Source organism: Pontibacter sp. T17, from assembly GCF_057219875.1.
On the sequence record NZ_JBXVVW010000002.1, the window covers coordinates 520,853 to 534,844 of the forward strand.

The following is a 13,992-nucleotide window of genomic DNA, read 5'->3' on the forward strand; positions in this document are numbered from 1 at the left end:
TCAGACACGCGCCGACCGATCCGGCGCCAAACCGATCTGCCTATCCATGAACAAACCCGCTGTCATTGCCTTTTGGCATCGTCGCGACCTGCGCCTCAATGACAATGCCGGGCTTTACCATGCTCTTAAAGCCGCCAAAGAGCAGGGAGTGAAGGTCCTGCCGGTGTTTATTTTCGACACCGACATCCTTGACCACCTGCCCAATCTGGACCACCGCGTCATTTTCATACACAGGTATGCATCGCGCCTGGCGCTGGATTACATCGTACGCGGCAGTATGCTGGTGGCTCAGCACGGCAAGCCCCTGGAGATATGGGAACAGCTGATGCAGCAATATGACATCAAGGCTGTCTACACCAACCGCGACTATGAGCCTTACGCCCTTGAGCGCGACCGAGCCATCGAAGGCCTTCTGAGGCAGCAAGGTGCCTCCTTTCACCACTTCAAAGACCATGTGGTGTTTGACGGCAGCGAGCTGATGACCCAGTTAGGAACCCCCTTTAAGGTTTTTACCCCCTATAAAACTGCCTGGCTGGAGAAAGTGACACCGGAAATGCTGAAGCCCTTCGCCTCCGAAGAAAACCTGGACGCGCTGCTGAAAGTACCCGTCGTAGAGCCAATCCCCAGTCTGGCCGACATGGGTTTCGAAGATTCAGCTGACGCTGATGCACTTTTTCCGTCTTCGTACATCCCCGACACGCTGATGCGCTATTATGCCACCCGACGTGATTTCCCTTCGGCACCCGAAGGGACGTCCCGGCTGGGTGTACACCTGCGGTTTGGCACTGTCAGCATCCGGTCGCTGGCCAACCGGGCCAACCTGCTGAGCAAGGCGTATCTCAACGAGCTCATCTGGCGCGATTTCTACTCGATGGTGCTACAGCACTTCCCGCATGTGGTGGGCGGGGCCTTCAAACCGGAATATGACGCCATTCCCTGGCGCGACGCACCGGAAGACCTCGAACGCTGGAAAACCGGCACCACTGGCTATCCCATGGTAGATGCAGGCATGCGCGAACTCGCTACCACAGGCTACATGCACAACCGTGTACGCATGGTGGTAGCGTCCTTCCTGACCAAACACCTGATGATTGACTGGCGTCAGGGCGAAGCCTGGTTTGCGGAAAAACTGCTGGATTATGATCTGGCCAGCAACAACGGGGGCTGGCAATGGGCCGCTGGAACCGGCTGCGATGCCCAACCGTACTTTCGCATCTTCAACCCGGCATCACAACAGGAGAAGTTCGACCCACAACAACAGTACATACGCAAATGGCTGCCCGAATTGGGCACCAGTCGCTACCCTCAGCCGATGGTAGATCACAGCCAGGCGCGCGAGCGGGCGCTGGAGACGTTCAAGCGGGTATTGTCGCGCTAATCAGTAAAAAAGATTGCACAGATACCGCAAGTTCCTATCTTTGCACCCTCAAACTTTCACGTCATGGGAAAAGCCCTGCAACGCCGTAACCTCCTTCTGGCCGTGCGTATGAAGCTGAAGCTTCAGGCGCGCAAAAACAACGCCCCCGCTCGTGGCGTAGAAAAATCGCTTCAGGAAGCCAATAAAGTGGTTCTGGATAGCGTACTCGCCAAAATTACTGCCACCAAGGCTTAATTGCCCTTGTCACGCATACGCAAGTCGAAGCGCCTTCTGGCGCTTTTTGCGTTTATATATCCCGCGCACGGAACCTGCCACCTGCTTTGCGCCGTTGACGCCTTAACATGAACAAGAAAAAAATCGTAGTTGCAGTGACAGGCGCCAGTGGCAGCATTTATGCCAAACGCCTGTTCGACCATCTGGCAGCCCTGGACCCCGACGGTTCCCGGCTGGAGGTGGGCGTTGTGCTCAGTCGTAATGCCCCCACGGTGTGGGAACAGGAGCTGGGACAAACTCTGCAACTGCCCTATAAAGTGTATGGCACCAGCGATTTCTTCGCGCCTTTTGCCTCTGGCAGTGCCCGCTATACAGAAATGGTGATACTTCCCTGTTCGATGGGCACGCTGGGCCGTATTGCGGCTGGCACCAGCGACGACCTCACAACCCGCGCTGCTGATGTTATCCTGAAAGAGCGCCGCCGCCTTATCTGCGTAGTGCGCGACACGCCGTACAACCTCATGCACATCGAGAACATGCGGACAGTGACCATGGCAGGGGGCATCATTCTGCCGGCCTCCCCCTCTTTTTACTCACGACCTGACAGCTTCGACGCCCTGGCCGACACCGTGGTACACCGCGTACTGGACCTCATGGGTCTGCCTCTGCCCCAGGGAAATGTATACCGGTGGGGCGAAGACCAGTAGCCAATCGCTTGTCCACACTGTTGACGGGTTTCCCGACAAGCCTCGGACGGGTGTGAATACATTCCCCACTTTCGGCCTACGAGTGGAAGCCAGTCCTGCTAGTTTTGTATTGTCCGGTTTGTCCTCTACCACCTGCCGGCCCAACTCTATTATTTCCGTATGATGCACCGCATTGCCAGCCTTTTTTGGGTTTCCCTGCTGTGCCTGACGTTGGTTTCCTGCTCTCAGGAGAGCCAGCAGGAAGCAGCTGACAAAGCCGAGAAAGGCACTCTGATGGAAGGCTCCATTGGCCGGAGCGAACTGAAGGTGAAGCCAAAGTGGAAGCAGGTCCTGTCGGTCAAGAACAAAAAGACCACCAAGACCAAGCATTTCAAGATTTCCGGCAACGAATGGAAAATCCGCTGGCGCACCAAGCCGTCGGCACAGAATCCCGACGAAGAGTTCATCATCATTCTCTACGATAAGAATGACGAGAACGTGTCTGAAATAATCGCCAATGTTAATGGCGCGGATGAAGATTTCGCCTTCCTCGAAGGCAAAGGCGAGTATTATCTCTCCATCAACACCGCCCAGAACTACGAAATCACTGTAGAGGAGCATAAGTAAGCTGCTTTGCACCTGATACTGTTAAAAGCCGACGTACTGGTCGGCTTTTTGTATTTTCAGGGCCCCAACCCTCCTGCCCCATGAATGCTATGCTTCTGATTGCGCTGGCTATCGCCCCAGGCCTGGCGATCATGATCTATGTGTTCTACATGGACAAGTTCGAGAAGGAGCCGCTGCACCTGCTGGCCAAGACCTTCTTTCTAGGCGTGCTTTGTACCCTGCCAGCCGTCTTTCTGGGTCAAATGATGCAGAACGTAGCGCCCACCTTCTACTCCTTCATGGGCAAACCCGCTTTTGACGCTTTTGTGCTGGCCGGGCTGATAGAGGAATATTGCAAGTTTGCCGTCCTCTTCTTCTTCGCCTACCCCAAGCGCGACTTCAACGAGCCCTATGATGGCATCACCTACTCCGTGATGGCGGCGATGGGCTTTGCCACATTTGAAAACGTGCTGTATGTATACCAGGGAGGTCTGGGTGTAGCCTTCATGCGGATGCTCACCGCAGTGCCTGCCCATGCGACCTTTGGCATCCTGATGGGCTACTTTGTGGGGTTGGCCAAATTCCGCCCAGCTTCGCGCTGGAAACTGCTGATGGCAGGCTTTCTTGTTGCCGCAGGCTTCCATGGCGCCTACGACTACTTTCTGATGCAGAACAACTATCAGCTGCTGGCGTTGGGCGCCCTTATCTCGCTGCTGGTGGGGGTTTGGCTCTCGTACAAAGCCATCCGCATTCACAACGACAACTCGCCCCATCGCCCAGGTGTCCCCCCACCCGACACCTGGGTTTAGAAGAAAAATAGGCCGCTAACTACTTTTTTGACATTGAGTTAACTGTCAGTTAGAATTAGCACTATTTTTGCGGCCAATTTTTGGGACAATCCCAACCGCTCACATGGCAGGTAACATCACCCTCTCGATCATCAAGCCGGATGCTGTGCGCAACGGCTATGCTGGCCAGATTCTGGACCAGATCACAACTGCAGGCTTCAAAATCCGCGCGATGAAGCTGCTGCAACTGAATGAGCACAGTGCTGGCATGTTCTACGACATCCACCGCGAGCGCCCGTTCTTCAAGGACCTCGTCAGCTTCATGACCTCAGGCCCCTGCATTCCGCTGGTGCTGGAGAAAGAAAATGCCGTTGCTGATTTCCGTGCAATCGTAGGCGCCACCGACCCTGCCAAGGCTGAAGCTGGTACCATCCGTGCCCGTTTCGCCAAGAGCATCGACGCCAACGCCATTCACGGCTCCGACAGCGACGAAAACGCCATTCGCGAAAGCCGCTTCTTCTTCGCTGAACTCGAAATGGTATCGGCGTCTTAAGTCGCCCCCCTTTCGCAAGCGCTACACCTGTGTGCTTTTCTGCACACAGGTGTTTTCGTTTCTGCACAGCCTGATACTGTCAATTTCTGTTAACGATTTTTTAGTCTTGTTGGCGAAACTAACGGACAGCTTCGTGCATTCTTCTACAGGCTTCGCGCTCTTCCACACTCAACTGCTTGCCCCTTTGCGCAATTTTATCCTCCTGGGCCTGTTTGCACTGATGCCCCTTGCCGCGCTGGCGCAAACCTCCAGCAAACCCGAACGGCCAAAAACCCGAACGCTAAGTGGCTATGTGCGAGACGCCTCCAATGGCGAGGCACTGCCCGGCCTCACTGTTCGGGTAGAAGGCACCCCCATTGGGGCAACCTCCAACACCTATGGGTTCTATTCCATCGCCGTGCCCGCCAGCACACCTGCAACCGTTTCGTTCTCCTATGTCGGCTACACCCCCGTACGTCTGGCAGTGAACCTCAAGGCTGACAGCAGTGCCGTGGTTCGGTTGATGCCCGAAGGTCGCCAGCTGGAAGAAGTAGTCATCACTGGCGAGCGTATTCAGGACGCTGTGGAGCAAACCCAAATGAGCGCCAACCGCCTGACGATTTCCCAGATCCGGTCTGTGCCTGCCATTTTCGGAGAAGTTGACCCCCTGAAAGTGCTGCAATTGCTGCCGGGGATTAAAGTAGGCACCGAGGCCACGGCAGGTTTCTATGTACGCGGTGGCGGCTCTGACCAGAACCTTATTCTGCTGGACGAAGCCACCGTCTACAACGCAGCTCACATCGGCGGTCTCTTCTCCATCTTCAACCCCGATGCCGTGAAGGGATTGCAGGTGTACAAGGCAGGCTTCCCCGCCAAATACGGCGGCCGCCTCAGTTCCATTCTCGATGTACAACTGCGCGAAGGCAACCAGGAAGACTACGCCTTCTCGGGCGGCATTGGTCTTATTTCCAGTCGCCTCACATTTGAAGGCCCCATCCAGAAAGGCCGCAGTTCTTTCATTGTATCTGGCCGACGCACCTACGTAGACATCTTCACCCGTATCGTCAACAGAGCCAATGAAGGAAACCGGGATTTCAATCCCATTCCAGATTACTATTTCTATGATCTGAACCTGAAAGCCAACTACGAACTTGGCAAGCGCGACCGCCTCTTCCTGTCGGGCTACTTTGGCCGCGACATCTTCGGTTTCAGGTCAGAGAACTTCAATTTCGATTTTGGCTGGGGAAACACTACTGCCACTCTTCGCTGGAACCACCTGTTCTCCGAGCGTCTCTTTGCCAACACCACGCTGGTTTACAGCAACTACAAATACGACATCAATACTGCCTTTGCCTCGTTCTCCCAGAGCCTGTTCTCCAGCATAGAGGACGTAGCAGCCAAGGTAGACTTCGACTGGTTCCCTACCCCCAAGCACACCGTGAAGTTCGGTGTCAATTACACATATCATATTTTCACGCCCAGTGGGCTCGACAGCGAAAACAGCTCTACTGGCACCAACTTTTCTTTTACCCAGCGCCTGTACGGACAGGAAGTTGCGGCCTACCTGTCTGATGACATTGATATTTCCGATAAGCTGTCGCTGAACCCAGGTATTCGCCTGTCGGGCTTCCTGACCGACGGCGTATGGTATGGCGGGCTGGAGCCACGCATGGCGGCGCGCTATCAGTTCAATGAAAAGTGGGCAACAAAGGCAAGTATCGGACGCATGTATCAATACGTGCACCTTGCCACCAACAGCACGGCTTCGCTGCCCACCGACATCTGGTATCCTACCACCCGTCAGGTAGCCCCCCAGTACTCCGATCAGATAGCCGCTGGCGTAACACGCATTCTGCCCAAATGGGGCGTAACGCTCAACCTTGAACTGTATTACAAGAAGATGTACTCGCAGGTAGAACTGCGCGATGGCGCCAACATCTTCGCCAACCAGAACCTGGGGCAGGAATTTACCTTCGGTGAAGGGCGCAGCTATGGAGCCGAGTTTCTGGCCGAAAAACGAGAAGGCAAAACCACCGGCTGGATTTCCTATACCCTTTCCTGGACCGACCGCCTCTTCCCCAACCTCAACATCGGGCAAAATGGTGCCCCCGGTCAGGGCCGTGTATTCCCCTTCCGTTACGACCGTCGCCACGATATTTCCGTCGTAGTCACCCGCGAGCTTACACCCCGCCTGTCAGCCACCCTCACCTTTGTCTTCCGCACCGGCGAGGCCGTTACGGTACCCAAAGACCGCTTTGCATTCTTCGACCTTGATGGCGCAGGCAGTGGCACGGTTGTCCGCCCTCCGGGTTCTGCGGCCATCTTCATCCCAGGGCAGGCTGTAGGCACTTACTATGACCGCAACAGCTACCGCATGCCTAACTACCACCGGGCCGATCTCTCTGTCACCTGGAAGTTCCGGCCCAAGAAGCCTACCCGCAGCAGCGAACTGAACCTCAGCATCTATAATCTCTACGACTATCGCAACCCCTTCTTTTTCTACATAGAAGGTGAAGAAAACAGCGCAGGGCAGATTGTCCGCTACCAGGCCAAGGTGGTTTCGCTCTTTCCGCTCATTCCTTCACTTACCTGGAATTTCAAGTTCTGAGCCCAATGACACGCTTTTTCCGCAACACCCTTATCGCGGCAGCATTGGGCTTGGAAACCCTGCTGCTGACCGCCTGTGGCAGCTTTGAACAGAATATCGACATTGACCTGCCAGAGGGCCCGCCAGACTATGTGGTGGAATGCTACCTTGAGCCCGACTCGCTGGCACACTTGAGCCTGACGACAACCATTCCCTACTTCGAAACGCCCGAGCTTCTGCCTGTGGTAATAGGAGCCAATGTCTCCATCTCTTACAACGGCACAACCCTGCCCCTGACCTTTCAGCCAGCCAATACCCCCGGCAATTACTTCCGAACGGGCGAGTATCGCTCGGCTACGCCCATCCCGGCCGACTACGGCGCCACGTACGAGTTGCTCATTGTGCTACCCGACGGCAAGCGCATCACGGGTACCACTACCATGCCGCGCCCCGTCAGCATCGACACCATCAAGCCGGCATTTGACCGTGGCGAGGCACAGCTGAATGTAGAATGGAAAGACCCTGACCGCAGCGCCATCAACTACTATCGCTTCGTTTTCAGCGAACCCGGCAAGCCTGACTCCGTCTTCACTTTTGCCCGCGACGACCAACAGCGTGGAGGAGCCGAAGTCGACTTCACTTTTACCCCCTTCCGCTGGCAGCCCCGCGACACCGTAAAAGTGGAGCTCTACCATACCACACAGTCATACTATGACTTCTACCGTTCGGTTCGTGGCGCTGTCAGCGGCAACAATAACCCCTTCCGCGAGCCCAGTACCGTACGCTCCAATATCACGGGCGGAATTGGGGTGTTCACGGCACTCTCCAAACGGCAAAAGGTGGTGATTATTCCGGTTCCGTAATGGCTTCTGTCGTATCTTAGCGCATTACCCCCGGCCTCGGGGAAACGCATCCGTTACGTGGTTACATGAGCCAGGACAACGAAGTAAAATCCGGCGCACAAAGCGCTGAACCCCAGAATAAAAGCAATTATACTGCCGACAATATCCAGGTACTGGAAGGGCTGGAAGCCGTGCGCAAGCGGCCAGCCATGTACATCGGCGACATCGGCGTGCGGGGCCTGCACCACCTGGTGTATGAAGTAGTCGACAACTCAATCGACGAAGCCCTGGCCGGGTATTGCAAAAACATCTTTGTCACCATCCAGAAGGACAACGCCATCAAGGTGCGTGATGATGGCCGTGGCATTCCGGTTGACATTCACCCAAAAGAGAAAAAGTCGGCACTGGAAGTGGTCATGACCGTCCTGCACGCTGGCGGCAAGTTCGATAAAGACACCTACAAAGTTTCAGGAGGTCTGCACGGGGTGGGCGTTTCCTGCGTGAATGCCCTTTCCGACGTATGTCAGGTACAGGTGCACCGCGACGGCAAAATCTGGTTTCAGGAGTACCACCGTGGCGTACCTGTAGAGCCTGTCAAGACCATTGGCACCACTGACTACCGTGGCACAGAAACCACCTTCTGGCCCGACAGCAGCATCTTCACTACCACCGAGTATCGCTTCGATACTCTGGCCAGCCGCTTGCGCGAACTTGCCTACCTGAACCGCGGCATCAGCATTACGCTCACCGATGAGCGCGAGCCTGCACGTAATGCCGACGGCCAGATCATTGAGGGAGAGTACCTGTCGCAGAATTTCTTCTCGGAAGGCGGCCTTCGCGAGTTCGTGAAATTTCTCGACTCCAACCGCGAGCCCCTCATTCCAGAGCCCATCTATATCGAGGGTATTGACGACGACAACCTCTACCCACTGGAAATCGCTATCCAGTACAATACGTCGTACAACGAAAACATTCACTCGTACGTCAACAACATCAACACCCACGAGGGTGGCACGCACGTCATGGGCTTCAAGAAGGCCCTTACGCGCTCGCTGAAGGCATACGCCGACAGCCAGAAACTGACCGAGAAACTGAAGTTCGAGATTACAGGCGATGACTTCCGCGAAGGTCTCACCTGCATCATCTCCATCAAGGTGCCCGAGCCACAGTTCGAGGGCCAGACCAAGACCAAACTAGGCAACTCAGATGTTGCGGGCGTTGTGGAAAGCATCGTAAACAAGCAGCTTTCCTACTTCCTTGAGGAAAACCCCAAGCTGGCCCGCCTTATCGTAGGCAAAGTGATACTGGCAGCAGAAGCACGTTATGCCGCCAAGAAAGCCCGCGAACTGGTGCAGCGCAAAAGCGCTGGCTTCGGTGGGGGCCTGCCCGGCAAACTGGCCGACTGCGCCAGCAACAAGTCGGAAGAATGCGAACTCTTCCTCGTGGAAGGTGACTCCGCAGGTGGATCGGCCAAGCAGGGCCGCGACCGCCGCTTCCAGGCCATCCTGCCTCTGCGGGGCAAAATCCTCAACGTAGAGAAAGCGCACCCCAGCAAAATCTACGAGAACGAGGAAATCAAGAACATCATCACTGCCACTGGTATCAAGGGCATTGGGGTTTCAGAAGAGGTGTCGCTGGAGAACCTCCGCTACGACAAGATCATCATCATGACCGATGCTGACGTCGACGGCTCACACATCCGCACCCTGCTGCTCACGTTCTTCTACCGCTACCTGCAACCGCTGGTGGAGGAAGGTCACATGTACATAGCCCAGCCACCTCTCTATCTTGTGAAAAAGGGCAAGGAAGAGCGCTATTGCTGGAACGAAGAACAGCGCAAGGCCGCTGTAGCCGAACTGGCCCAGGGCGACGAAAGCAAGGTAAACATCCAGCGCTACAAGGGTTTGGGTGAAATGAACCCAGAGCAGCTGTGGGAAACTACCATGGATCCCGAACGTCGGGTGCTGCAGAAAGTCACCATCGACAATGCCATTGAGGCCGACATGACCTTCAGCATGCTGATGGGAGACGAAGTAGCCCCACGCCGCGAGTTCATCGAGCGCAACGCCAAGTACGCCCGCATCGACGCCTGACATTTATCTATGCCAGGCCTCGGATCATTACGAGCCAACACACAAAAAGAAAGGCCCCGTTTCCGGGGCCTTTTCAGTTGCGTCTTCAAACAGCTTAGTTCATCAGCTGATCGAAGGTGAGCGATACGTAGTAAATCGCACCCAGCTCAGGACCACCGAAGTTGGTGAAGTAGCGGTGGTTCAGCAGGTTCTGGCCACCAATCTTCACGATGGTCTTGATGTTGGGCAGCTTGTAGCTGACCTGGGCATCCAACGTGCTGAAGGCAGGCACACGGCCAATGGCGAAGGAGCTTTCCCAGAGGAATGCATCCTGCCAGCGCCAGGTGACGTTGAACGCACCGTTCTTGAAGATTCGGCGGCTGCCGAAGCTCAGATTGGCCTTGTGCTCAGGCGTGTTGAACGAGTAGATCAGGCTTTCCTGGCCGGTCACATCCGTGTTCAGCTTGTTCCAGTTGTAGTTGGTGCTCACAAACAGGTTGGCAGGCAGCGAATACTCCGCACCGAAGACAAAGCCTTGGGCGTTCACACGCTTGTCGCTGTTGGTGTAGGGATAGAACGTAGACGCAATGCTGGGGTTTGTGTTGGGGCCGGCCAGTGTGGAGTTGCTGAGGCGAGGGCTCTGCAGCAGTACATTGGTGTTGTAGAAGCCAGCAGGAGCGGTAGGCAGTGGCCCGCCAGCACCATCAGGGTCAACAAGCGTAGCATCATTTACGTCGCCGACTACACGACGAACGAATACCTGCGAAATGAAGTCACTGTAGTCGCTGTAGTAGTAGGCCATATCAATGAACAACTTCTCATCGATGAGTGCCTTGTAGCCCACTTCAAATGTAGCCACACGCTCCGGCTTTACAGGAGTGGCGTTGAAAGGGACCAGCAGGCTCCGGGAAGCGAGAACAGCCGTGGGGTTGTTAAAGCCACCATTAGCCCGTACATAAGCGGCGGCAGCCAGTACCGATGCTTCGGTAAAGGTGTTGCTGTTCAGCTGGTAGCGGTCGATGGTTACACTGGGCAGGCCACCCAGCAGGCGAGAGGTCACAACATCCAGGTTGATGTATTGGCCCTGTGTGGTGGGGAAGCGGAAACCCGTCTGATACGAAACGCGGAGGTTGTGGTTCTTAATGAACTGCCACTGCGCCGCAAAACGTGGGTTGATCTGGCCTTCGAAGTTCTGGTTCTTGTCGTAGCGAACCGAAGCCGTCAGGCGCAGGTTGTTATCGAACAGACGCTTACCAGCCTGGAGGAAGGCGCCGTATTCGTTGATGGAGATGTCGCCCGCGGCATCGTCGAGGATGGTGCCACCGGTGCTCATCTGGAACTGGCGGAAGCTGGCACCGAACTGCAGATCCATGAAGTCGATCTGGTTCTTGAAGTCGTACTGACCTTCTACATGCACCAGACCCGAGCGGTCGTTGAACTTACCACCGGCCGGGATGAGGGCGTTGGTACCGTTGTTGAAGGCGGTACGGAAGGCATCGGAACCCGGCTGGAAACGACCACCATCGGCAGTGGTCCGAGCGAAGTTATGAGCGCCTGAACGAAGTGCAGATGGCAGTTGGTTGTTGTCTGAAATACCCCCGATAGCGGCAAAAAGAGCAGCCGGGTTGGTTCCGCCAGCACTCAGAGTATTAAAAAGCGCACCGATATAGGAGGTAGTGTAGGTAGGTAACCAGCCAGTGGCAGCGCTTGTCGGAGAGTAAGCTTCGTTGATAGCCGCACCTGTAGCATCTGCAATGTACGAGTTGCCGGAGTTCTCGAAGGTGTAGTAACCGCGGAGGAAGTAGTTATCGCCCTTCAGTTCGGCCTTGAACTGCTGGATGGAGAAATCCTTCAGTGAATAGCGCTGCGCACCCGTGTAAACCGAGGTACCAAAGCCACCGTTGTATTGCAGAATGGCTTCTGCATTGTCGGTGATACGGTAGTGCAGGGCAAGGCCACCTTTTACGTTGCGGGCATTGTAATCTACCAAATAACGTTCGTCATACCCAGTACGGCTGACAAACTGGTTGGGCACAAGACGTGCCAGTAGCTGGTCGTCAGTAAGGCCCAACGTTGATTTCAAAGCGAGATAGGTACCAGAGATGGGTGTGCCAGCGGGATTGTTGAGCGCGGCCCTGAACCCAGCATTTCCTGAAATGAGTTGCATGTTGAACTCTGACTCATCGCCGAGGGTGTGTACGCCGTTGTAGGCTGGGTTGATGCTGAGATCACCCTGACGGCCCGTGTTCAGATCGGTGAACGTGCGGCCATTCCAGTCTTCGGCGGCGAAATACGACAGGTTGACCTTGAAGGCAAACTTGTCGTTGAAGGCGCGGGCATAACGCAGCGAGCCTTCCCATACCGGCATGGTAGGACCTGTAGGGCGGGTAACGTGTGCCCCCGACTTAACAAATGCACTGAGTCCCTGGAAGTTGAACGGATCCTTGGACTGCATGACAATGGCGCCAGAAAACGCCTGCGGGCCATACAGCGCCGATGACGCACCCGGCACGAATTCCACGCTCTGGATATCCAGTTCCGAGGGGCCGTTAAGGTTCGAGATTGGGAAGTTCAGTACAGGTGCCTGGGCATCCATACCGTCGATAATCTGCACAAAACGAGTATTGCCCGTGCTGTTGAAGCCACGGGTGTTGTAGATCTGGAAGCCGATGGAGCTGGTAGCTACGTCAACGCCTTTCAGGTTCTGGAGACCCTGGTAATAGTTGGCCGATGCCGTCTGCTGCACCGCCACTGCATCCATTTTCTCGATGGTCACAGGCGCGTCAATCACACGCTCCGACACCCTTGAAGCCGACACTACCACCTCATTGCCCATTACATCCTGTACGGCCAGAGAGATGTTGAGTTTACCCCCTGCCTTCGCCTCTACTACCTGGCTGGCATAGCCCACGTAGGAGATACGGAGTTGAATGGGGCCCTGGTCGTTGATGGTGAGGCGGAAGTTGCCATCCTTGTCAGTAAGGGTGCCTGATACCTTGCCTACCACACTGATGTTGACACCAATCATGGGTTCGTTTGTCTCGGCATCCACCACCCGACCGGTGATGACGTTGACCTGTGCCCAAGCCGATGTAGCTGTGGCACAGCATAGCAGCAGCACGAGCAGCCGCTGCAACCAAGCGTAAAGGTGTTTTTGCATAAAGGGATGTTTGGGGAGAATTGTGTGCACCTTGCAAAGCCTTCGCTTTACAAAGCCATAACAAGTTACAGGGAATAGAAACCCCTGTCAACGCCCCCTCAACCTAATGAATCAGGGATTCATCCTGAAACAGGCCGCAGGGCCAAGTCAATCTATCGAAATCGTTGCCTCAGGCTGACTGAGATGCCAGCCGTAGCCAATGGCCCCTACAGCTACATTGACCAATAGCGCGGAGGCATGGCCTAAAATGGCAATCTGCGCCGTTTCCGATTCCGGAATACCGAAGCTGGCACCTCCAATCATAATTGCTGCATGATACGAGCCAATGCCACCAGGCACTGGAACCGCCATACCCACTGCTCCAAAAACAGTGAGAACTACCGCAGTGTAGAAGCTGCTGTCAGAAAGCCCGGAGATAGCCAGCATGATCAACCACATGTTGATGCAGTAGCCCGCCCATATCGCAACAGAGTAAGCCGCGAAACCCATAGGGTGTCGCAGACGGCGTACGCTCAGCACGGCATCCAGCGTCTGAAATCCAAAGCCTATCACCTTACCCAGGATTGGCAGTTTCATCACGCGCTCTTTCTGCCAAATGACCACCGCAAACCCAGCAATGGCCGCCACTATCAGCCCAACAAGCCACAGAGAGGCCCCAGGCAGCTTCACACGCGCCAGCAGCAACAACATCTTGTCGGCCTCCAGCCCCAACAGAGCCAGTACCAGCAGTCCCAGAAACAACACATCGGCCGCCCTTTCGGTAACTACCGTACCCAATGAGCCCGTGAGCGATGCGCGGTCAGAGCGCAACAGCAGGGTGCAACGCACTACCTCGCCCGCTCGTGGAAGGCCATAGTTTACCATGTAACCCGCCATTAGTGCATGAAAAGCCGGCAACGCACGCACCTTGGCCCCCGCCGCAGCCAACAGTTGCCTCCAGCGTTCAGAACGCGCAAAATGCGCCGCCAACATCAGCGGCAGCGACGCCGCTACTATCCAGTAGTTGGTGCGGTCGTGCATGGCTTCCAGATCGGCCCATTTTACATCTCTGAGGGCGAGATAGAGCAACAACAACCCCAGCCCAAAAAACAGCACCAGCTTCAGGGCATTCCACCAATTGGCCTTCAT

General features: G+C 55.5%; 11 protein-coding genes. 9 read left to right on the plus strand and 2 right to left on the minus strand.

Going from position 1 to position 13,992, the window contains the following annotated elements; all coding sequences use genetic code 11:
• Positions 1-46 precede the first annotated feature (46 nt).
• The 9 genes from AC2D8O_RS10220 to gyrB all read left to right on the plus strand — a co-directional run bounded on the left by AC2D8O_RS10220 (position 47) and on the right by gyrB (position 9,725).
• Entirely contained in the window at positions 47-1,378 is a 1,332-nt protein-coding gene (locus tag AC2D8O_RS10220; protein WP_484678717.1) for a cryptochrome/photolyase family protein, read from the plus strand.
• 63 nt (positions 1,379-1,441) lie between these two features.
• Complete coding sequence (locus AC2D8O_RS10225) at positions 1,442-1,612, plus strand: hypothetical protein (RefSeq protein ID WP_484678718.1); 171 nt, start codon at positions 1,442-1,444, stop codon at positions 1,610-1,612.
• A gap of 107 nt (positions 1,613-1,719) precedes the next feature.
• A complete protein-coding gene (locus AC2D8O_RS10230; RefSeq protein ID WP_484678719.1) occupies positions 1,720-2,298 on the plus strand; it encodes a UbiX family flavin prenyltransferase in 579 nt (192 codons plus the stop codon).
• Between the two features lie 159 nt (positions 2,299-2,457).
• The gene (locus tag AC2D8O_RS10235; protein WP_484678720.1) at positions 2,458-2,904 is read left to right on the plus strand and encodes a hypothetical protein; all 447 of its coding nucleotides are present in this window, start codon (positions 2,458-2,460) and stop codon (positions 2,902-2,904) included.
• A gap of 80 nt (positions 2,905-2,984) precedes the next feature.
• On the plus strand, positions 2,985-3,692 hold the full coding sequence (locus tag AC2D8O_RS10240) for a PrsW family glutamic-type intramembrane protease (RefSeq protein ID WP_484678721.1): 708 nt from the start codon (positions 2,985-2,987) through the stop codon (positions 3,690-3,692).
• A 103-nt stretch (positions 3,693-3,795) separates the two neighbouring features.
• A complete protein-coding gene (ndk, locus tag AC2D8O_RS10245) occupies positions 3,796-4,224 on the plus strand; it encodes a nucleoside-diphosphate kinase (RefSeq protein ID WP_484678722.1) in 429 nt (142 codons plus the stop codon).
• 184 nt (positions 4,225-4,408) lie between these two features.
• Positions 4,409-6,811, plus strand: a complete 2,403-nt coding sequence (locus AC2D8O_RS10250; protein WP_484678723.1) for a TonB-dependent receptor — start codon at positions 4,409-4,411, stop codon at positions 6,809-6,811.
• 5 nt (positions 6,812-6,816) lie between these two features.
• Entirely contained in the window at positions 6,817-7,653 is an 837-nt protein-coding gene (locus AC2D8O_RS10255) for a DUF4249 domain-containing protein (RefSeq protein ID WP_484678724.1), read from the plus strand.
• 65 nt (positions 7,654-7,718) lie between these two features.
• Positions 7,719-9,725, plus strand: coding sequence for a DNA topoisomerase (ATP-hydrolyzing) subunit B (gene gyrB / locus AC2D8O_RS10260; protein ID WP_484678725.1), 2,007 nt, complete (start codon positions 7,719-7,721; stop codon positions 9,723-9,725).
• Positions 9,726-9,819: 94 nt separating this feature from the next.
• Here gyrB and AC2D8O_RS10265 read toward each other — a convergent pair whose 3' ends face one another.
• Entirely contained in the window at positions 9,820-12,864 is a 3,045-nt protein-coding gene (locus AC2D8O_RS10265) for a TonB-dependent receptor (protein WP_484678726.1), read from the minus strand.
• 147 nt (positions 12,865-13,011) lie between these two features.
• Positions 13,012-13,992, minus strand: coding sequence for a lysylphosphatidylglycerol synthase transmembrane domain-containing protein (locus AC2D8O_RS10270; RefSeq protein WP_484678727.1), 981 nt, complete (start codon positions 13,990-13,992; stop codon positions 13,012-13,014).

Excerpts from the sequence above, each read along its gene's own strand:
- AC2D8O_RS10225 (WP_484678718.1), top strand. The coding sequence starts at position 1,442 with ATGGGAAAAGCCCTGCAACGCCGTAACCTCCTTCTGGCCGTGCGTATG.
- AC2D8O_RS10240 (WP_484678721.1), top strand. The coding sequence starts at position 2,985 with ATGAATGCTATGCTTCTGATTGCGCTGGCTATCGCCCCAGGCCTGGCG.
- gyrB (WP_484678725.1), top strand. The coding sequence starts at position 7,719 with ATGAGCCAGGACAACGAAGTAAAATCCGGCGCACAAAGCGCTGAACCC.
- ndk (WP_484678722.1), top strand. The coding sequence starts at position 3,796 with ATGGCAGGTAACATCACCCTCTCGATCATCAAGCCGGATGCTGTGCGC.
- AC2D8O_RS10255 (WP_484678724.1), top strand. The coding sequence starts at position 6,817 with ATGACACGCTTTTTCCGCAACACCCTTATCGCGGCAGCATTGGGCTTG.
- AC2D8O_RS10270 (WP_484678727.1), bottom strand. The coding sequence starts at position 13,992 with ATGAAGGCCAATTGGTGGAATGCCCTGAAGCTGGTGCTGTTTTTTGGG.
- AC2D8O_RS10265 (WP_484678726.1), bottom strand. The coding sequence starts at position 12,864 with ATGCAAAAACACCTTTACGCTTGGTTGCAGCGGCTGCTCGTGCTGCTG.
- AC2D8O_RS10235 (WP_484678720.1), top strand. The coding sequence starts at position 2,458 with ATGATGCACCGCATTGCCAGCCTTTTTTGGGTTTCCCTGCTGTGCCTG.
- AC2D8O_RS10220 (WP_484678717.1), top strand. The coding sequence starts at position 47 with ATGAACAAACCCGCTGTCATTGCCTTTTGGCATCGTCGCGACCTGCGC.
- AC2D8O_RS10230 (WP_484678719.1), top strand. The coding sequence starts at position 1,720 with ATGAACAAGAAAAAAATCGTAGTTGCAGTGACAGGCGCCAGTGGCAGC.